The organism is Paenibacillus sp. SJS-P3, from assembly GCF_056711585.1.
Genome location: NZ_CM160043.1, coordinates 3,426,653 through 3,445,355, shown reverse-complemented (window position 1 = coordinate 3,445,355; position 18,703 = coordinate 3,426,653). Strand labels below are relative to the sequence as shown.

Annotated in this window: 22 protein-coding genes, 3 pseudogenes and 1 riboswitch; of the genes and pseudogenes, 22 read left to right on the top strand and 3 right to left on the bottom strand. The window is 46.1% G+C overall.

Annotation, left to right across the window (positions count from 1 at the left end; all coding sequences use genetic code 11):
* Positions 1 to 22 precede the first annotated feature (22 nt).
* The 12 genes from AC06G8_RS15890 (at position 23) to AC06G8_RS15835 (ending at position 8,375) form a co-directional block, all read left to right on the top strand.
* Positions 23 to 826, top strand: a complete 804-nt coding sequence (locus AC06G8_RS15890; protein ID WP_480283303.1) for a F510_1955 family glycosylhydrolase — start codon at positions 23 to 25, stop codon at positions 824 to 826.
* 14 nt (positions 827 to 840) lie between these two features.
* On the top strand, positions 841 to 1,449 hold the full coding sequence (locus tag AC06G8_RS15885; protein ID WP_268615934.1) for a YdhK family protein: 609 nt from the start codon (positions 841 to 843) through the stop codon (positions 1,447 to 1,449).
* 109 nt (positions 1,450 to 1,558) lie between these two features.
* The gene (locus AC06G8_RS15880) at positions 1,559 to 1,888 is read left to right on the top strand and encodes a four-helix bundle copper-binding protein (RefSeq protein WP_268615932.1); all 330 of its coding nucleotides are present in this window, start codon (positions 1,559 to 1,561) and stop codon (positions 1,886 to 1,888) included.
* A gap of 191 nt (positions 1,889 to 2,079) precedes the next feature.
* Complete coding sequence (locus AC06G8_RS15875) at positions 2,080 to 2,439, top strand: arsenate reductase ArsC (protein ID WP_268615930.1); 360 nt, start codon at positions 2,080 to 2,082, stop codon at positions 2,437 to 2,439.
* Positions 2,440 to 2,524: 85 nt separating this feature from the next.
* Complete coding sequence (locus AC06G8_RS15870; protein ID WP_268615928.1) at positions 2,525 to 2,848, top strand: ArsR/SmtB family transcription factor; 324 nt, start codon at positions 2,525 to 2,527, stop codon at positions 2,846 to 2,848.
* A gap of 16 nt (positions 2,849 to 2,864) precedes the next feature.
* Positions 2,865 to 4,277 carry an arsenic transporter gene (locus AC06G8_RS15865; protein WP_268615926.1) on the top strand — a complete coding sequence of 471 codons (1,413 nt, stop codon included), beginning with the start codon at positions 2,865 to 2,867 and terminating at the stop codon, positions 4,275 to 4,277.
* Positions 4,278 to 4,307: 30 nt separating this feature from the next.
* Positions 4,308 to 4,733 (top strand): arsenate reductase (thioredoxin), encoded by a 426-nt coding sequence (arsC, locus tag AC06G8_RS15860; protein ID WP_268615924.1) that lies wholly within the window; start codon positions 4,308 to 4,310, stop codon positions 4,731 to 4,733.
* Between the two features lie 13 nt (positions 4,734 to 4,746).
* Positions 4,747 to 5,214 carry an ArsI/CadI family heavy metal resistance metalloenzyme gene (locus AC06G8_RS15855; protein ID WP_411829366.1) on the top strand — a complete coding sequence of 156 codons (468 nt, stop codon included), beginning with the start codon at positions 4,747 to 4,749 and terminating at the stop codon, positions 5,212 to 5,214.
* 3 nt (positions 5,215 to 5,217) lie between these two features.
* The gene (locus AC06G8_RS15850) at positions 5,218 to 5,661 is read left to right on the top strand and encodes a protein-tyrosine phosphatase family protein (protein WP_268615920.1); all 444 of its coding nucleotides are present in this window, start codon (positions 5,218 to 5,220) and stop codon (positions 5,659 to 5,661) included.
* A 101-nt stretch (positions 5,662 to 5,762) separates the two neighbouring features.
* Positions 5,763 to 6,212, top strand: coding sequence for a MarR family winged helix-turn-helix transcriptional regulator (locus AC06G8_RS15845; RefSeq protein ID WP_116061802.1), 450 nt, complete (start codon positions 5,763 to 5,765; stop codon positions 6,210 to 6,212).
* Between the two features lie 50 nt (positions 6,213 to 6,262).
* Entirely contained in the window at positions 6,263 to 7,318 is a 1,056-nt protein-coding gene (locus AC06G8_RS15840; RefSeq protein WP_268615917.1) for a flavin-containing monooxygenase, read from the top strand.
* Between the two features lie 244 nt (positions 7,319 to 7,562).
* Positions 7,563 to 8,375: an arsenite methyltransferase gene (locus AC06G8_RS15835; protein ID WP_268615913.1), complete on the top strand. Its 813-nt coding sequence runs from the start codon at positions 7,563 to 7,565 to the stop codon at positions 8,373 to 8,375.
* Between the two features lie 363 nt (positions 8,376 to 8,738).
* Here the strand turns inward: AC06G8_RS15835 and AC06G8_RS15830 are convergent, their stop codons facing one another.
* Genes AC06G8_RS15830 through AC06G8_RS15820 form a run of 3 tightly spaced genes read right to left on the bottom strand, consistent with a single transcriptional unit; the run spans position 8,739 to position 11,117 of the window.
* Positions 8,739 to 9,158: a universal stress protein gene (locus AC06G8_RS15830; protein WP_216882693.1), complete on the bottom strand. Its 420-nt coding sequence runs from the start codon at positions 9,156 to 9,158 to the stop codon at positions 8,739 to 8,741.
* 14 nt (positions 9,159 to 9,172) lie between these two features.
* The gene (locus AC06G8_RS15825) at positions 9,173 to 10,927 is read right to left on the bottom strand and encodes a ribonuclease J (RefSeq protein WP_268615908.1); all 1,755 of its coding nucleotides are present in this window, start codon (positions 10,925 to 10,927) and stop codon (positions 9,173 to 9,175) included.
* A gap of 22 nt (positions 10,928 to 10,949) precedes the next feature.
* On the bottom strand, positions 10,950 to 11,117 hold the full coding sequence (locus AC06G8_RS15820; RefSeq protein ID WP_216882697.1) for a helix-turn-helix domain-containing protein: 168 nt from the start codon (positions 11,115 to 11,117) through the stop codon (positions 10,950 to 10,952).
* Between the two features lie 427 nt (positions 11,118 to 11,544).
* Between AC06G8_RS15820 and AC06G8_RS15815 the strand changes: the two are divergent.
* From AC06G8_RS15815 to AC06G8_RS15770, 10 genes and pseudogenes are all read left to right on the top strand, one after another.
* Positions 11,545 to 12,935 (top strand): annotated as a pseudogene (locus AC06G8_RS15815) (SulP family inorganic anion transporter).
* 74 nt (positions 12,936 to 13,009) lie between these two features.
* Positions 13,010 to 13,267 (top strand): hypothetical protein, encoded by a 258-nt coding sequence (locus AC06G8_RS15810; protein WP_411829362.1) that lies wholly within the window; start codon positions 13,010 to 13,012, stop codon positions 13,265 to 13,267.
* A gap of 183 nt (positions 13,268 to 13,450) precedes the next feature.
* Positions 13,451 to 13,648, top strand: a pseudogene (locus tag AC06G8_RS15805) (sodium:proton antiporter); the annotation flags it as partial.
* A 49-nt stretch (positions 13,649 to 13,697) separates the two neighbouring features.
* A riboswitch (Fluoride riboswitch) is annotated at positions 13,698 to 13,756 on the top strand.
* A 46-nt stretch (positions 13,757 to 13,802) separates the two neighbouring features.
* Complete coding sequence (crcB, locus tag AC06G8_RS15800; RefSeq protein WP_268615903.1) at positions 13,803 to 14,189, top strand: fluoride efflux transporter CrcB; 387 nt, start codon at positions 13,803 to 13,805, stop codon at positions 14,187 to 14,189.
* Positions 14,186 to 14,545 (top strand): fluoride efflux transporter CrcB, encoded by a 360-nt coding sequence (crcB, locus tag AC06G8_RS15795; RefSeq protein WP_268615901.1) that lies wholly within the window; start codon positions 14,186 to 14,188, stop codon positions 14,543 to 14,545. The genes crcB (AC06G8_RS15800) and crcB (AC06G8_RS15795) overlap by 4 nt, the downstream gene beginning before the upstream one ends.
* 81 nt (positions 14,546 to 14,626) lie before the next feature.
* Positions 14,627 to 14,779 (top strand): annotated as a pseudogene (locus AC06G8_RS15790) (GbsR/MarR family transcriptional regulator); the annotation flags it as partial.
* Positions 14,780 to 14,922: 143 nt separating this feature from the next.
* Complete coding sequence (locus AC06G8_RS15785; protein ID WP_268615899.1) at positions 14,923 to 15,549, top strand: TrkA C-terminal domain-containing protein; 627 nt, start codon at positions 14,923 to 14,925, stop codon at positions 15,547 to 15,549.
* Positions 15,550 to 15,938: 389 nt separating this feature from the next.
* Positions 15,939 to 17,102: an ABC transporter ATP-binding protein gene (locus tag AC06G8_RS15780; RefSeq protein ID WP_268615896.1), complete on the top strand. Its 1,164-nt coding sequence runs from the start codon at positions 15,939 to 15,941 to the stop codon at positions 17,100 to 17,102.
* The gene (locus tag AC06G8_RS15775) at positions 17,092 to 17,775 is read left to right on the top strand and encodes an ABC transporter permease (RefSeq protein WP_268615893.1); all 684 of its coding nucleotides are present in this window, start codon (positions 17,092 to 17,094) and stop codon (positions 17,773 to 17,775) included. Before AC06G8_RS15780 ends, AC06G8_RS15775 begins: the two co-directional genes overlap by 11 nt.
* 23 nt (positions 17,776 to 17,798) lie before the next feature.
* Complete coding sequence (locus AC06G8_RS15770) at positions 17,799 to 18,689, top strand: glycine betaine ABC transporter substrate-binding protein (protein WP_268615890.1); 891 nt, start codon at positions 17,799 to 17,801, stop codon at positions 18,687 to 18,689.
* The last annotated feature ends 14 nt before the right edge of the window (positions 18,690 to 18,703 follow it).

Sequence of the window (18,703 nt, the reverse complement as noted above, 5' to 3'; positions counted from 1 at the left end):
CGATACGGGAACTGCGGCATTAATGCACATTCATGGCCTCGGTTACTCGAGTGACGGCAAACGTCTTTTGATTCCGGCACATAACGGGATCAAAGTCTATACCGATGGCAAGTGGAGTGACGCACCAGGGGAGAAGCATGATTACATGGGTTGTTCGATAGCCGATAACGGGTTTTACAGCAGCGGCCATCCTGCAGTCGGTTCCAGCTACAAAAATCCCATGGGTCTGATTAAAAGTACCGACGAAGGAAAATCGATTACTGTTTTGGCTTTGGAGGGCGAAGTCGATCTCCATGGCATGAGCGTGAGTTATCGGACACACACCCTGTATGTGATTAATCCCGAACCGAATTCGAAAATGAAGCAGGCGGGGTTCTTCTACAGCCGTGATCAGGGCAAGACTTGGGTGAGCAGTCCTATGTCCGGTATCTCCGGACAGATAACGGCGCTCGCGGTGCATCCGACACAGGATGCGATTGTGGTGATCGGAACCACTTCGGGCGCTTATCTTTCCAAGGATAACGGCCAAACTTTTGCCGCTCTTTATACCGACCAACCCGTTTCTGCCGTAACGTTTACGGTTCAAGGGGAGCTGCTGATCGGTATCGGCAAATCTGAACTGGTCAGCGTTAATTTGGAAACGAAACAACGGACCGCCATTAAAACGCCGGTGCAAAACGGTGACGCGATCTCGTACCTGTCGGGGAGTCCGACCAATCCGAAAGAGCTCGCCTTGGCCATCGAAAAGAAAGATGTTTATATGTCCACTGATTTTGGGACTACTTGGCAGCGAATTGCCAACCAAGGACAAGCTATTAATCGATAACAGGAGGTTTTGACATGAAAAGAAAACTAGTTATGATCATTGCCGCTGTGATGATTGCCGTATTAACTGCATGTGGCAATAATACAGCGAATTCGAGTACACCGCCGAATACAACGCCCCCGGCTCCTACGAACAGCAATAACGGGCAGCAAAGCGATCATTCCGGTATGAATCATTCCAGCTCAGGCGAAGTGCCTGCTGGATTAAAGGAAGCCCAGAATCCAAAATTCAAGGTCGGAAGTCAAGCGATTATGCAATCGGACCACATGCCAGGGATGAAAGGTGCCACAGCCACGATTGTCGGCGCTTATGATACGACAGCCTATGCTGTGTCCTATACGCCAACAACAGGTGGAGAGCCGGTAAAAAACCATAAATGGGTGATTCACGAAGAATTGAAAAATCCCGGCGCGGAAGCGTTGAAACCGGGCGCACAGGCTACCTTGGAGGCTGATCACATGCCAGGGATGAAAGGTGCAACGGGTACCATCGATTCAGCAGAACATACGACCGTTTATATGGTCGATTACACGCCGACAACAGGTGGGGAGCCCGTAAAAAATCATAAATGGGTCACAGAAAGTGAACTTTCACCGGCGGGATCACAAGCCAAGTACCAGTAATGGTGGCGGCCACAGCAGTCACTGATCAGTAGCCGGGCATGAAAACTAATTGTGGTTTAACTCCCGTATAGGGGTAAACAATAGAAGAAACAAAAGGAGGCTAATACCCATGTCACACGAACAGTTTCAATCTTGCATTGAGGAATGTATCCGTTGTATGCAAGCGTGCAATCACTGTTATGCCGCTTGTCTGAAGGAAGACCATGTCGCGATGATGAAAGAATGCATTCGTTTGGACCGGGAATGCGCCGATATTTGTGCCTTCGCCGCGCAAGCGATGTCGATGAACAGCTCCTACGCGAAAGAGATCTGCCGTATCTGTGCGGAGGTTTGTGAGGCTTGCGGGAATGAGTGCAAAAAACATGAACACGAGCACTGTCAGCGCTGTGCCGAAGCTTGCTTCGCGTGCGCGAAAGCTTGCCGGGACATGGCCGCTTAACTGGTATCGAGTCACTATTGTAAAAAGCTCCTGCAACTGCTGCAGGAGCTTTTGCCGTTGTTCACCTTTATGTGTTATGCGCAACAAACCCGTTTTTCAACGTTAATACTGCGATTTCGGCATGTAAGATTAAACTATAAATAATCAAATAATTATATAGCTATTTACAACGGGCAAGGGAGTGTGGGAGAATGAAACGGGAAGTCAAACGGATTTATTTCCTTTGCGGGCAAAATCGGTGCCGAAGTCAGATGGCCGAAGCTTTTGCCAAGTTTTATGGCGGGGATCATGTGGTGGTGGACAGTGCTGGATTAAATCCATCCGAAGCAGTGCATCCTTACACCATTGAGGCCATGCGCGAGGTAGGCATCGATCTTTCCCAGTGTGTTTGCAAAAAAATTGATATGAAGGTTTTTCTAGCGTCGAATGCCATCGTCAAGCTGTGCGAACAAATTGTGGAGCGTTGTCCCATCGTGCCGTTCAAGATCATGAACGTCGATTGGAACATCCGTGATCCGCTGGCCGTCGACGGCGGAGCCTGGAAGACGTGAAGAGAGCGCGTGACGAGATTCGGGAGAAAGTGATCGGATTGTTAAAAGGGATGGACATTCCCGTCGCTTAAAAGGAGTGAAGCAGTTGACCAAACTGGAAGAAGTAGCGGATGCCTTGAAGCTATTGGGGGACCGGAACAGGCTGACCATTGTAGCCTTGTTGCAAGTGAAGGAGCTGTGCGTGTGCGAGATCGTGGACGTTTTGAAAACGAGCCAGCCCAATATCAGTCAGCATATGCGCAAGCTGCGGGACGGGGGCTTGGTTAAAGAGTCTCGCAGGGGGCAGTGGGTCTATTATTCGCTCTGCCTGGAAGACAAGCCTTATATTCTTGATGTTTTAAAAGCAGTTCCCTCGCAAGCGGCGTTGATCGAACCTAACGTTTGTGAAGCCAACGATTGTTGTACGTAGTTTTAGGAGGATGCAGATGGTTTATGTAGCGAGTATCATTTTTTTAGTCACCTTGCTGTTCGTTATCTGGCAACCGAAAGGATTAAATATCGGCTGGTCGGCAAGTGCCGGAGCGATCCTTGCTTTGCTTTTTGGGGTGGTCAGCTTTGCCGATGTAGGAACCGTTACCGGCATTGTGTGGAACGCGACCTTGGCGTTCGTGGCCATTATTTTAATCTCACTGGTGCTGGATGAAATCGGATTTTTTGAGTGGGCTGCATTGCATATGGCGCGGCTGGCACGCGGAAACGGTCTGCTCATGTTTGTATTTATCATCCTGCTGGGATCGGCGGTTGCGGCCCTGTTTGCCAACGATGGCGCAGCGCTCATTATTACACCGATTGTGCTCGCCATGGTCCGGGCGCTTAAGTTTGATGACAAGATGGTCCTGCCGTTTATTATGGCGAGCGGATTCATTGCCGATACGGCTTCTCTGCCGCTGGTCGTCAGCAACTTGGTGAACATTGTATCGGCCGATTATTTCAACATCGGTTTTGCTGAATACGCGAGCCGCATGATTGTACCGAATTTCTTTTCCATCATTGCAAGCCTGATTGTGCTGTATCTGTATTTCCGCAAAAGTATCCCGAACACTTACAATCTCACGCAGCTCAAAAGACCAAAGGAAGCCATCAAGGATATGCGGCTATTTAAACTCTCTTGGGTCATTTTGGCCGCGCTGCTGATCGCGTATTTTATCAGCGAATTTTTCTCGATCCCTGTATCCATTATTGCCGGGGGTGCAGCGATTGCCTTTTTGTTCGCCGCGCGAAAAAGCCCTGCGATTCATACGTGGAAGTTGGTGAAAGGCGCGCCCTGGGCGGTTGTTATCTTCTCCATTGGTATGTATGTGGTCGTTTACGGCCTTCGGAACGCCGGGCTTACCGACGCGCTGGGCAGCGTCATTCAAGCGGTCTCAGACAATGGACTGTTTGCGGCGACGGTAGGAATGGGCTTTATCGCCGCGATCCTGTCGTCCATTATGAACAATATGCCGACGGTGATGATTGATGCGCTGGCGATCCAGGGCACGCAAACTGATGGCTTCATTCGGGAAGCACTGATTTACGCCAATGTAATTGGATCGGATTTAGGTCCGAAAATTACACCGATCGGCTCGCTGGCCACGCTGCTTTGGCTGCATGTGCTGTCCACGAAAAACGTGAAAATAAGCTGGGGCTATTATTTCAAAGTCGGCATCCTGTTAACCATACCCACGCTGTTCGTCACGCTTACCGGCCTTTATTTGTGGCTGTATGTCCTGCAAACGCTGCAGGTAAATGTATGGCTGGTTATTGCGGGGATTGCTGCAGCGCTTGTCGTGGTTGCGATGATCATCAAGTCCATTTTGGGCAGCAAACAAGCGAAAAGAGGGCATCAAGGCGCGTAAATATTTGATATCAAAAGGAGATTGTTCACCATGGAGAAAAAACCGTTAGTTTATTTTTTGTGTACCGGTAATTCTTGCAGAAGTCAAATCGCAGATGGGTTTTTAAAGGCGCTGGGCAGCGACAAATACGAAGTGAAAAGCGCGGGACTTGAAGCGCATGGTCTCAATCCGCGTGCGGTGCAAGTGATGAATGAAGCTGGCGTGGATATTAGTAAAAACACTTCTGATGTGATCGATCCGGAAATTTTGAATCGTGCGGATTACGTCATTACCCTGTGCGGCCACGCCGACGAGCATTGCCCTGTGATTTCGAACAAAAACGTAACGAAATGGCATTGGGGGTTTGATGATCCGGCAAAAGCGACCGGGACGGACGACGAAATTATGCACCAGTTCCGCACCGTTCGCGACTCGATCAAGAGCCGGATTGAGCAGTTCGTTAAAGAAGGGAAATGAGGTGGATTCCATGATTAAACGCATGCATGTGGCCTTAAACTGTACGGACTTGAACAAGTCCCTTGACTTTTATCGTGCTTTTTTTGGAGCAGAACCGAGTAAGATTAAAGATAATTACGCGAAATTTGAATTAGAAGATCCGGCGCTGCATTTTTCGCTCAATGTACGCCCCTTCGAACAAAAAGGCGTGCTGAATCACTTGGGTTTTCAAGTGAATGACACTGAAGAAGTGCTGGCGATGGGCGAGCGGTTGCGTCAAAGCGGCCTGCTGCTGATTGATGAAATGAACACCACATGCTGCTATGCGGTACAGGATAAAGTTTGGGTGTATGATCCGGACGGCAACGCTTGGGAGATTTTCTACACCAAAGAAGATTCCGAATTTGAATCAGCCGGAGAAGCCAGGGATTTGTCCTTGTGCTGTACACCACCTGCAGCCCCGGTTCCGGTCACATTTGGATCATTTAAAAAAGGAGTGTAATCCATGTCGTCTGAAAAAAACTACCATGCTTTGATTCCGGATAAAATCTTCATGGGCGCGGCCGCTGATGTGGAATCGATGGTAAAGAACGAAGGAATCGACGTGATCGTGGATCTGCGCGGCGAAGCGACGGAATGCGCGTACCCAGCGGCAGATGCGCAATGGATTCAAATTCCGTTAGCGGACAATGCTGCTGTGCCGCAAGAAGAAGCCTTTGCGCAAGCGATTCAGGCCGTCACCGATGCTTATCATCAAAACAAGAAAGTTGCTTTTCATTGTGGCGGAGGAAAGGGCAGGACAGGTATGGTAGCCGCAGGCACCTTACTTGCTTTGGGCTTAACTGATACGATTGACGAAGCGGAGGCCAAGGCGAAGAGCATTCGCAGCATCATTGATATTAAGCCATCACAGAGAGAGTCCCTGAACAAATTATATCCCGGAAAATAAGCACGCAAGAAACCACTCAGGCCAAGTGGTTTTTTTTATGATTAAAACACTTGCAAATTGCAAATGATTTATGTATAACTAAAACATGAGGTGAAACCACAGTGGAAAATGCTCGCGAACTATTTCAAATCATGACACGCCGTTTTGGGTTTCTCAATAAAAATTGCTGTTCTGCCGGTGGCTGCGATATTTCCTTGGTCCAAAGTCATATTCTTTACGAAATTGATCGTCAGCATAAACCGTCCATTCAGCAGATAGCAGAGGCGTTAGGTACTGATATTACGACCTTTAGCCGACAAATCCAATCGTTAATCAAAATGAATTTAGTGAAGAAATCGCCCGATCCGGACGACCGCAGGGTGTATGTCCTTTCGCTCACGATAGAAGGTAAATACGTGGCCACGACGATTGACCAGCAAATGAATGCTTATTTAGCTGAAGTGTTCTCTCATATGAACGATTTTGAAAAAGAAACTGTCATTCGCTCCATAAAGCTCTTGAATGAAGCGATGTCGAAATCCAGCCAATGCTGCACGACCCCATTGGGGTGATTTCTTTTCTCTAATACTTGTAAAATGCAAATAAATCGGAGGGCATTGGGATGAATAAGGTATTAGATACGATTGTCGTTGGTGGGGGGCAGGCGGGGCTTGCTTCCGGCTATCACTTAAAAAAGAACGGACCTCGATTTCTGATTTTAGAGGCAAGCGACCAAGTAGGCGGTTCCTGGCCGCGTTATTACGACAGTCTCAAGCTATTCTCTCCAGCACGCTTTTCCTCGTTACCGGGCATGAAGTTCCCAAGCGAGCTGAACCGGTATCCACATCGAGATGAAGTTATTCGCTATTTGCAGGATTACAGCAGAACGTTTCAGCTGCCGGTCATGAACAATCAGCGTGTGGACTCCATAACAAAGGACGGAGAGGGGTTCACGATTACCACGATGGTAGGGGATACGTTTCGGTCCCGAACGATCATTAATGCCACTGGATCATTTCATAATCCATTTACGCCAGCTGTAACGGGGCAGGGGGCTTTTCAAGGCCATATCCTTCATTCCTCCGCATACCGGACTCCGGAGCCTTGTATCAATCAAAAAGTGGTGGTGGTCGGGCGTGGCAATTCGGCCGTTCAGATCGCCGTCGAGCTGGCCGAGGTAAGCAAGACGTCGTTAGCTGTACTACGGCCCGTTCAGCTCATGAAGCAAAAAGTGTGGGGGCAGGATCTTCATTTTTGGATCAAAGTGACGGGTATAGACACCTTTCCCTTTTGGCGATTGGGCAAAACTGCACCGAGTTCACCTTCGGTCATTGATTTGGGCCAATACAAGGAGCGACTGGCCGCAGGGAAGCCGGATCAACAACAGATGTTTACGTCCTTTTATGAGGGTGGCATCATTTGGCCAAACGGGATAAAGGAACCGGTGGATACGGTGATCTTTGCGACCGGATACCGACCGCATATTCCCTACCTTCAAGCGATTGGCGCGCTGGATGCGGAAGGAAGGCCATTACATAAAGCGGGCGTAAGCACCGTCCCTGGGCTTTATTATGTGGGACTCGAAGGGCAGCGTTCCTTTGCTTCTGCGACTTTAAGGGGGGTGGGGCCGGACGCAGCATTTGTTATCGGAAAGCTGTTACGTCATCTGAAAAGCTGAAATAGCCTATCTTTACATAAGGGAGTGTGGCCCCTATGAATCTCAATTGGTACGCTGCGGAAACGCTCATGAGACAGAAGCAAGACGGATCCGCTAGGGAAGCTTGGAAATGGTCCGAAGCCACGCAAAAGCAATCGGGAAGATTCTTTCGGCGGCGGCAAATCTCGACGGCAACACCAACGGCTTGCCTGCGCTACTGGCTGTTGTTGATTATATAAAAATTAACCTAAGGGAGTGATTGTTCATGAATCAAGTAAGTAATGATCAAATTCGTCAAAATGTTCGCAGCCGTTACAAAGAAATTGCTTTGCAGCCGGTAGAGGACAGCTCGTGCTGTGCGCTAACTTCCGTAAGCTCCGGCTGCTGTGATGCGCCGGTGGATTACGCGGATGTGTCTGCCAAACTTGGTTATTCGAGCGAAGAATTAACCGCTGTTCCGGACGGGGCAAATCTTGGTCTTGGCTGTGGCAATCCACAAGCGATTGCCGAACTAAAGCAGGGGGAAGTCGTGCTCGACCTTGGCAGCGGCGGCGGTTTTGACTGTTTCCTGGCCTCGCGTCAAGTCGGAGAAGCCGGTCGCGTGATTGGCGTAGACATGACGCCGGAAATGGTAAGCCGCGCCCGCACTAATGCCACCAAAGGCGGCTTTACGAACACCGATTTCCGTTTAGGGGAAATTGAACATTTGCCTATTTCCGATCAAACGGTGGACGTCATTATCTCGAACTGCGTGATCAATCTTTCCCCGGCCAAGCAGCAAGTGTTCGACGAAGCGTTCCGGGTGCTACGCTCCGGCGGCCGTTTGGCCATTTCGGATGTTGTCACGACCGCGGAACTGCCTGCGGAAATCAAAAACGACCTGGATGTGATGTATTCGGGATGTATTTCAGGAGCTTCCGCCGTTGATGAAGTCAAAGCCATGCTAACCCAAAGCGGATTTACGGATGTGGTGGTAGAGCCAAAGGATGAATCGAAGGCATTTATTAAACATTGGGTACCGGGATCTAACGTGCAAAATTACATTGCTTCGGCAGTGATCAAAGCCGTTAAACCATAATCGCACATTCCACAAACGGCCAATGACCATGAAAAGGCTCCCGCAGCTGCAGGAGCCTTTGTTATTATTCGGCTTTATTATCGTCCGGATCGCACCGGCCGGGGCCGGATCGGGGCAAGCTACCGGCAAGTGACGCGAGAAAAACCGAACGATTTTTTACTTCCGGAAGATCGATCGCTTGCGTTACTCCGGGGTTTTGAACACTTCTTTCAAAATGTTCAGCGCCTTTTGTTGGCCGAATTTGTCCTGCTGCGCCAACAACAAATTGATTTCCAAGATCGTTTCCGTTGACGCTTGCTTTCCATGGGCCAAGAAAGAAGGTTGACGCCAAAAAGTATATCAAATGACTGAGTCTTGTTTATGTTATTTCACAATCATAACAGGGCAATGTGCTCTTTTGGCCACTTTATGACTAACACTTCCAAGAACGAGTTCCTGCAGGGCATTGAGACCTCTACTACCAAGTACGATTAAATCAACCTTATTTTCATTCGCATATTTGACGATTTCAGGCCCAGGTTCCCCATGCAAAATTTTCGTTTCATACTTCACACCGGCCTTTACAGCTTTCTCTTCCACAGCGATGACCCGTTGTTTACGCACATCGGATCGATCCAGGTCATTCCAATGATGCAGCACGTCAGCTTTTACATGTTCTGCATCCAGTGCATAAATAATTTCGACAATGCTTTCTGGATCACAAGCGGCAATTTTGAACGCATGATCCGCAGCGCGCAGGGAATGTGCTGACCCGTCTGCAGCGATTAAGATTCTTTTATACATGATTTTAAACCTCCTCAGGAGATATAACTGCCAATTTCTTTCTTCATGCTGATCACCGGAAGAATGATTGGATTTCTGTTTACTTTATTCACGAAATAGGAAGATAGGGCCTGCTTCAAATCATGTTCCAATCTATTTAAAGGCGGTTGTGGTTGCCGAGAAAGAATTTTCTCAAGAATCTTTTTCGTCTTGGAAGTGGCTTCACGAATCAGAGCAGTTGATTCTCTGACATAAATAAAGCCTCTGCTGATGAGTTCGGGTCCTGCAACGATAGTTGAGGCCGTATTCAAAACAACAACAACCATAATGATACCTTGGCTCGACATTTGATTGCGCTCATCAAGAAGGTCCTGATGAATATAACCAGTATGTGAACCGCGTACGAGCCATTGGCCGCTTGGTACCTTTGGTCCGATTGCTGCCCTGTCTGATGAGATCTTTACGGTTTGTCCCAGATCCAATATAAAAATACGATCATGTGAAATACCCATTCGTTCAGCCAAATTCGCATGCTGCACAAGCATTCGATATTCACCGTGAATCGGAATGAAATACCTTGGTTTGACCATATTCAGCATCAATTTCAAATCCTCTTGACAGCCATGACCGGATGTATGTATATCGATCAATGAACCATAGATCACATGCGCACCACTGCGAAATAACAAGTCAATCGTACGATTTATATTTTGTGTGTTGCCGGGTATAGGGGAGGAAGAAAACACAACCGTATCCCCATCATGAATGTGCACATGAGCGTGGCGACCTGAAGCTATTCGGGACAAAGCAGCATTGATCTCGCCCTGGCTCCCGGTACAGAGGATAACAAGTTGGTTATCTGTATACTTGTGGATCTCCTTGACATCGATCAGCAGTCCTTTTGGGATGCGGATAATTCCCAGTTCCTGTCCAATACGGAAGACGCGTTCCATGCTTCTGCCCAAAACGACAAGATGTCGGTTTAGTAAATCCGCTGCCTCCACAACTTGCTGAAGACGATGCACATTGGAAGCAAAGGTAGCAAACAGAATACGTCCTTTGCAGGACAAGAAGGTATCTAAAATGGCCTTACCTACCGTTTTTTCCGATGGCGAAAACCCTGGTTTTTCACTGTTTGTACTATCTGACAATAGAGCAAGCACACCATTACGGCCTAACTCAGCCATCTTGTGAAGATCTGCAGGATGATCTACGGGGGACATATCAAACTTAAAATCACCGGTATGCACAATCGTTCCTTGCGGTGTTTCGACTACGACCCCTAAGGAGTCTGGAATGCTGTGGGTAGTACGAAAAAAATGAACGCGAAGCGGTCCAAGATCGATAACCGAATCTTCATTTATTACATGCAGCATAGCCTGCTTATCAAGCTTATGCTCTTCTAGTTTGGCACGAACCAAGCCAATGGTCAAAGGAGCACCATAAACGGGTACATTCAGTTCCTTTAACACATAGGGCAGTCCGCCGATGTGATCTTCGTGACCATGGGTGAGAAAGATACCCTTTACTTTATCCCTGTTTTGGATCAAATACTCGAAGTTTGGAATGATGTAGTCGATGCCCGGCATATCGCTCCTGGGGAACATAACGCCGGCATCAATAACAACAATCTGATGGGCATATTCAACGACATACATATTTTTCCCGATTTCACTAAGACCGCCTAATGAAAAGATCTTTACGTCCTGTTTAGTGGCAATAGATTTTCTACGTTTGGTACGAACTATTGGGGATTGATTCTCTATTTCGGTGATCATCGGTTTACACATAGAGACATCCTTTCTGACTGACTTATAGACGCTCGCCGCGTTTTACCTTTTCGAGCGCTTCCTCAAGATCGATTTTGCGAATACGCCAATGACGGCCAATTTTGAATGCTGGAATCCGTCCTGCATTGACTAATTTGTATGTGGACACTTCACTGATCTGCAGATATTTCGCTACTTGTTCAATGGTCATAATCTCATGTTCCAAAATTAAAACTCCCTCTCACATCAAATTATTCATTTATTCATTATAGAGGGTTTAAAAACCGAGCGTCAAAGAAAAGTCTGACTTTTGGCAAACGAAAATGGTAAAATGGTTATAGTCAATATAACTCAATTATACTGGGTTTATTTATAAATGCAATAAACGGAGATTTGACGAGAAAACACAAGAAAATCGACGAAGATTTATCCTGTTTGCGCTTTCATGCCTTTAAAAGTGCCTTTTCATAAAAATATGCGCTCTGTATAATCCTTAAGGGAGAGCCATCGGACACCGACTTTTCTGAGAGTGGAAAGTCATAAAAATATTGCTACAGGAGGCATACGAATTGGCAACTAATGTAAGCAGCTTGAGAAAAACTTGGTTTTCAAATCCCAAAGCGAACATCTTAGCCGGAATGACCGTCGCACTTGCACTCATTCCTGAAGCGATTGCTTTTTCAATCGTAGCTGGGGTCGACCCCATGATTGGTTTGTACGCATCGTTTTCGATGGCAGTCACCATTTCATTTTTTGGTGGACGTCCTGGGATGATCTCCGCCGCGACGGGAGCCATGGCCCTACTCATGGTTGGGCTCGTTCGAGACCACGGGTGGAATTCTTATTTGCTGCCACGATATTGACGGGTATCATTCAGGTCATCGTCGGCTTTTTAAAACTGGGTAGGTTTATCAGCTTTGTGCCTCATTCCGTTATGACTGGTTTCGTGAACGCTTTGGCTATCCTTATTTTCATGTCTCAATTGACGCATTTTGTTGGCCAAGGTTGGGTTATGTACGGGTTGGTTGCGTTAACGCTTTTGATCATTTATGTGCTACCACGATTCACCAAAGCGGTACCGTCTGCTTTGGTAGCCATCATTATCGTATCGGTCATCACGATCAGTCTAAAGATTGACGTGTTCACAGTAGGGGATATGGGAAATATCACGAGTTCCTTTCCGATTTTCCACTTACCTAATTTTGTTCCGTCCCTGGACAATTTGATGATCATTCTGCCCTATTCCATCTCGCTGGCTTTAGTCGGTCTTCTTGAATCCTTATTAACCGCAACCATCGTTGATGATATGACAGACACAAGCAGTGATAAGAATAGGGAAGTAAAGGGACAAGGGATCGCTAACGTCGTAACGGGGTTTTTCGGAGGCATGGCCGGTTGCGCCATGATTGGCCAATCGGTCATAAACGTAAAATCCGGAGGTCGTACACGACTTTCCACCTTTGTCTCAGGGGTTTTTCTGATCTTCCTGATTATTGTTCTCGGCGATGTCGTTAAAGAAATCCCAATGGCCGCGCTTGTCGGTGTCATGATTATGGTCTCGATTGGCACATTTGACTGGCAATCGCTTATTCAGTTAAAAAAGATCCCATTTGGCGATTCACTTGTCATGATCGTCACTGTCAGTATCGTGGTTCTTACCCATGATCTATCTTACGGGGTTATGGCAGGCGTGCTGCTGAGTGCACTTATTTTTGCCTGGAGAATATCTAACCTGCGTATCACAAGCCGAATGCAATCGGACGGTCATAAGGTATATTCGGTATCAGGGCAGCTGTTCTTTGCCACTACATCACATTTCGTTGATAAGTTTGACTACATGCACGACCCGGATAAAATCATCATTGATTTTTCGCATTCGCATGTATGGGACCATTCTGCAGTTAATGCTATCGCAAAAGCAATTGCGAAATATCGTCAACTAGATAAGGATGTTACAATCTTAGGGTTGAATGATGAAAGCAAACGGCTTATAGATAGAATTGGTATCGAATCGCCTAGCGGTCATTGAGGACAGTTCGCCACAAATCTTGGTCTTGGCTGCGGCCATCCACCAGCGATGCGAAACTACAGCCGGGGGAAGTCGTGCTAGAACCTCGCAGCGGCGGCAGTTTCGGTTTTTTCCTGGCCTCGCGTGAAGTCGGAGAGGCCGGTCGCGTGAAACCGCAAACTAAATTCAATGTAGAAATGCGACCCCTTATTTTAGAAGGGGTCTTTTCTTTGTTCAGATCCAACACTGTTTCAGTGAATGAGCATTTTGCGATCGTTCCATTAGGTCCGGGGGCAGTAGAAAGTTGTTTTGCAAAGAAGCAAATTGCTCATAATAAAATGCTCTTGTCGTGAAACTCACGTATCAACTTACATCCGAGAAAATTGCACACATCGTAAACCTATATATTTTGTGTTCTAGAAGTTGGCAGATAAAGCCTTTAAAAAAAATATTTTTTATCGACTTAAAAACATTTTTCGATACATAAATTATGTGTATCAGTTTAAGCCCACTCGAACCATTAGACGTAATCATGAAGGAGAGACGTAACGATTATGTCAGGTATGATTTCCAGGGGAGAAGTGGCCTTAATTTTACAAGCTGGATTACTTTTGCCGCAGTACTTCACTTCAGTTATCATTACGATCATCTTGACCACGCTCATTGCCCCTCCAATGTTGAAGGTCATGTTTATGGGGTCTAAACCATTAAAAGAAAATGACGGTACCTTGTAGACGTTTCATACGTTGACGCGCATTTGTTTGTAGCATAAAATGAATCTGAGCTTCAAACGGCGATGGAGTTCGCCATAACCGCCTTGTGCTAATGACTCCTACCAGTGTTTTCTCTGCTGGTAGGAGTTTATTTTTTGATGAAAGGAAGTCGTGCATGAATGTCGTTGCGCTTGTCATTGGCGGGTTCATTGGGACGATCCTGCGTTATGCAACTGGGGATTTCATTCCTCCATTACCGAACGGGTTCCCACTTGGCATTTTAATCATTAACTTTTTGGGCTGCTTCTTATTAGGTTGGTTTTTTACGGTTACATTGGAGCGCTGGAACATTCGTCCTGCAATACGGCTTGGTTTAGGAACCGGCGTGATCGGGGCTTTTACCACGTTCTCAACGTTTTCGGTCCAAACCGTTGATCTTATGCAACATGGACACTTCTTCGTCGCCGCTTTGTATGTTCTCTTAAGCATCATTGGCGGGATACTGCTGACTTTTGCCGGGGGCCGTTTGGCACACGTGCAAAGGAGAGGGGGAACGGCATGATTTGGCTTATCGGTCTTGGTGGCGTTCTAGGTACGCTTTCTCGTTTTTACCTGGGGAAATGGATAAGTGCGAAGGGGACATCGACGTTTCCTTGGGGAACATGGGTGATTAATTTAACCGGCTCATTTACACTAGGGATACTCTTTTCCCTACATGTGAACCATGCGATTTCGGATTTGGTTTGGCTGATATTCGGCACAGGATTTTGCGGTGCATATACGACGTTTTCGACATTTGGCTACGAGACAAGCCAACTTGTACAAAAAGGGGAAGTCGTAAAAGCCGGTGTTTATGTGGTGACTTCGGTGTTGCTGGGGTTATTAAGTGCTTTTTTAGGTATTACGTTATTCAGATGATCCATTTCCTATTTATTTTCGCTAAACAAAAAGCACGCCAACTGCCTCATCAAATTAGTTGGTAACTTTATTTTTCCCCGAATGAGCAAGACAAGTATGAGTACCGGCGTACGTACTTTGGTCGATTTGAATATGATTCATAAAGTATGGGAGAAAGGATCCCGTAAAGATTCCTATGAAGTGGAGCCGGACTGGTTTCAGACATTTACCGATTTTTTTGTCATCAAGCGGCGGAATTAGCAGGTGATGTCGCAGTTCGACTAGGGCAGCCATTACCGGCACGAAATTTACGGTTTACCTGGTGCTTAAAACAGAGTATTCTTAATGATGTATTTGAATCGCAACTGTTTATCCTATATAAGGAGTAATAAAATACAATGCTCGAAATGGCCGGCTACAAGTCAATAGCACTTGATATTGCTCAAAGAATTGTAAGTGGTGAATTCCCTATCCAAAGCAAAATATCCGGACGTACCTTACTCGCAAGCGAATACCATGTCTCCCCTGAGACTATTCGAAAAGCGATTGGATTGCTAAAGGATGAGAACATCGTTTCCGTCTCACAAGGGAAAGAGATTGTGATCATCTCAGACCAAAATGCTTATGACTACATTAACCGGAATAATTACTTGAAATCCGTGTATTCGCTTAAACAGGATTTGCAGCAGTTGTTAGCGCAGAAAAAGCAGATAGACAGCAAGTTTGATGCATTGCTTACCGAGATTATCAACACTTCGGATCGGCTACAAAATCTGAAGCCTTATCATCCGGTGGAAATTAAGGTGAGTGATGAATCTCATGCAGTTGGCAAGACCATTGCCAATCTCCAATTTTGGCAAAACACAGGAGCCACTATCGTCGCTCTACGGAGGGGTACGCAAGTTTCCATCTCACCAGGTCCACATGTGATTCTTGGAGTAAACGATGTAATTGTCGTAGTGGGGGACGGGCACGTTCAGGAAAGAACCGAGCGCTTTATCAATGAGTTTCAATCGGAAGAATAAATAATGACACAATTCAGACTGTCTTACGGCATATTATGCCAAGGCAGTCTTTTTATGTTGTTCTTTCCTTATTATTTTACAAATAATTACAAACAACTTTATTTTAAATATGAGTTGTTAGATTGGAGAGAATTTGTTATAGTATAAAATGCCAGATTCGTTCGCATATACCCTTCGTTGTTTTTACATGCAGCTTTTCACCTCATGGCAATTCCACTCGTTTCTCAAAAAGACGATTACGCCCATAAAATAACTGCAGAACATTTCTATTAAACACAGCCTATCTAACCGACTACAACGAGTTTTACAAAAGGATGTGATAGGACAAATCGTTCGTGTGTACACATTTTTTTTTTTTAAAACCTATCAAAAGAAAGGTGAGTGTCCTCATGATTCAAATGAGCGGGGTTCATAAAGTCTACGACGATGGTTTTAAGGCTTTAACCAATGTAAATCTGCTTGCTAAAAAAGGAGAAATCACAGTGCTCATAGGCCCTAGCGGCTGTGGAAAATCAACAACCATGAAGCTGATCAACCGGTTGATTGAACCAACAGACGGGAGCATTCAAATCGAAGGTAAAAGCATCAGGGAATTAAATCCGGTAGACCTGCGAAGAAAGATCGGCTATGTCATTCAAAACATCGGTTTATTCCCACATATGACTATTGCGAAAAATGTGGCTGTTGTTCCTACCCTGTTAAAATGGGAAAAACCCCGCATCGAAGCAAGAGTTGACGAGCTTCTGAGTCTAGTGAACATGTCCCCAGATGTATTCCGAGATCGGTATCCTTCCGAATTAAGCGGCGGTCAGCAGCAGCGCATTGGAGTCATTCGGGCAATGGCGGCAGATCCAGACATCATTCTCATGGATGAGCCCTTCAGCGCGCTTGATCCGATCAGCAGGGAGCAGCTGCAGGATGAGCTTATTCGATTGCAACAGGAAGTGAAGAAAACCATCATTTTTGTGACACATGATATGGATGAAGCTATCCGAATAGCCGATACTATAGTGCTCATGAAGGAAGGGCAAGTGGTGCAGCAAGGAAAGCCGGAACAAATTCTGAGACATCCCGCCGATGATTTTGTGAAGAGTTTTATCGGGCAAAAACGGCTGAGACAAAATGTCCCGCCTGAAGATTTAGCCAGGGTAGATGATGTGATGGTGGTAAGTCCTGCCATGGCTTTGCCAACAAGAGGACTAGCGCAAGCCATTCAAATGATGGGAAAACGTAAAGTTGATTCTTTGTTTGTTGTCGATACCGAAGACATACTAAAAGGCGTTGTCTCGATTTATCAGGTGCTTGACCAATACGGAGGCGAAGAGAAGACGGTTGCGGATGTGATGAAGCCTGTAGAGCATTCCATTCCAATGGGGACGCCGTTGATTTTAGCTCTACAATTGATAAACAAGCATCAATTATCAAATATTCCTGTTGTGGGCGTCGGTGGCCGCTTTGTTGGATTGATCACTAGGGGAACCGTTGTTAGGTATATGGCGGATCTGTACATGTCCAATTCCACGGACGCGGGGGGTATCGGAGATGTCGGATAACTCCTTGTGGGAAAGTTATTTCCAATTCTTTGCCGAGCGTTACCCTGATATTTGGGCGGCCTCTATACAGCACTTATGGATTTCAGCTATCTCTGTGACTCTGGGAAGCTTAGTAGCAATACCATTAGGAATAATCTTGGGAAACAGCAGCAATCGGTACTTGAAATCATTTGTATTCGGATTGGCTAATCTGTTCCAAACCATTCCCAGCTTGGCGCTATTGGCATTGCTGATCCCCATTATGGGAATAGGCATGAAGCCTGCCATCTTTGCCCTTTTTCTTTATTCATTACTGCCTTTGCTGAGGAACACATACGCCGGCTTTGAGTCCGCTGACCGAAGCATTCTGGAAGCCGCAACAGGTATGGGATACAGTTCCTTACAAAAGATTTTGTTCATACAACTACCGATTGCACTGCCTTTTATTTTTTCCGGAGTTCGAGTAACAACCGTGTATATCATCAGTTGGACGACCCTTGCTTCGTTGATCGGTGGTGGGGGTCTTGGAGTATTGATCTTTTCCGGGCTGGGTGTTAATAAGCCGGAGCTAATCTTAACGGGAGCTATTGCAGCGATTGTGCTTGCGCTCCTCGCAGACTTCTTTCTTAGCAAATTGGAGAGAAGGGGTTCAAAGACAAAGCAGATTACTGCATCCGTCTCTTCCGCTACTTAAATCATTTTTATAGGAGGAATTTCATGAGAAAAGGGATCTTGGGATTAATGGGATTGTTGTTGTCGATATCTGTATTATTATCGGGCTGCGGTAGTGGGAAAACTATCAAAATTGGAGCCCAGACCTATACCGAGCCTAAAATCATTGCAGAAATGTACAAAGCGTTAGTAGAAGACCGCACCGATTTGAAGGTGGAAGTGAAACCTGATCTGTCTTCGAGTCCTGTTGTAATCAAAGCAATGAAAAATAAAGAAATTGATATGGCTACTTTATACACAGGTGAAGTTTTCAATGGATACTTTGACGTTGAACAAACCAAAGATCGGGCAAAGGTTTTGCAGCAAGCACAAACAGGTTTTGATAAAAATTATGATTTCAAATGGTTTGATCCGTACGGCTTCGAGAACACCTATGCATTTACCGTGCGTAAAGACCTTGCTGATCAATTCCAACTGGAAAAAATCTCCGATTTGGCAAATGAAGCTAAGAGTATGAAAATTGGTGTCGATACAACTTGGTTGGAACGCGACAATGATGGCTACAAAGCTTTTTCTAAGCAATATGGTTTATCCTTTGGGCAAACCCTTCCGATGGAAATCGGGTTAGTCTATGAAGCGGTGGCGAACAAAAAAGTGGATATCGTACTGGCGTATTCCACGGATGCCCGAATTAAGCAGTTTGACTTAAAGACATTGCAGGACGATAAACAGTTTTTCCCGCCCTATGACGCCTCGGCAGTGGTGAGAAAGGAAACGCTGCAGAAGTATCCGGAGCTGAATGATGTGGTCCAGTTACTTGTAGGCAAAATTAACGCGGATTCAATGATAGAGTTGAATTACGAAGTGGATGTTAAGAAGCGGAGCGAAAAGGATGTAGCGGTGGACTTTTTAAAGAAAGCAGGACTCTTAAAATAAGATCCGAGGAGGTG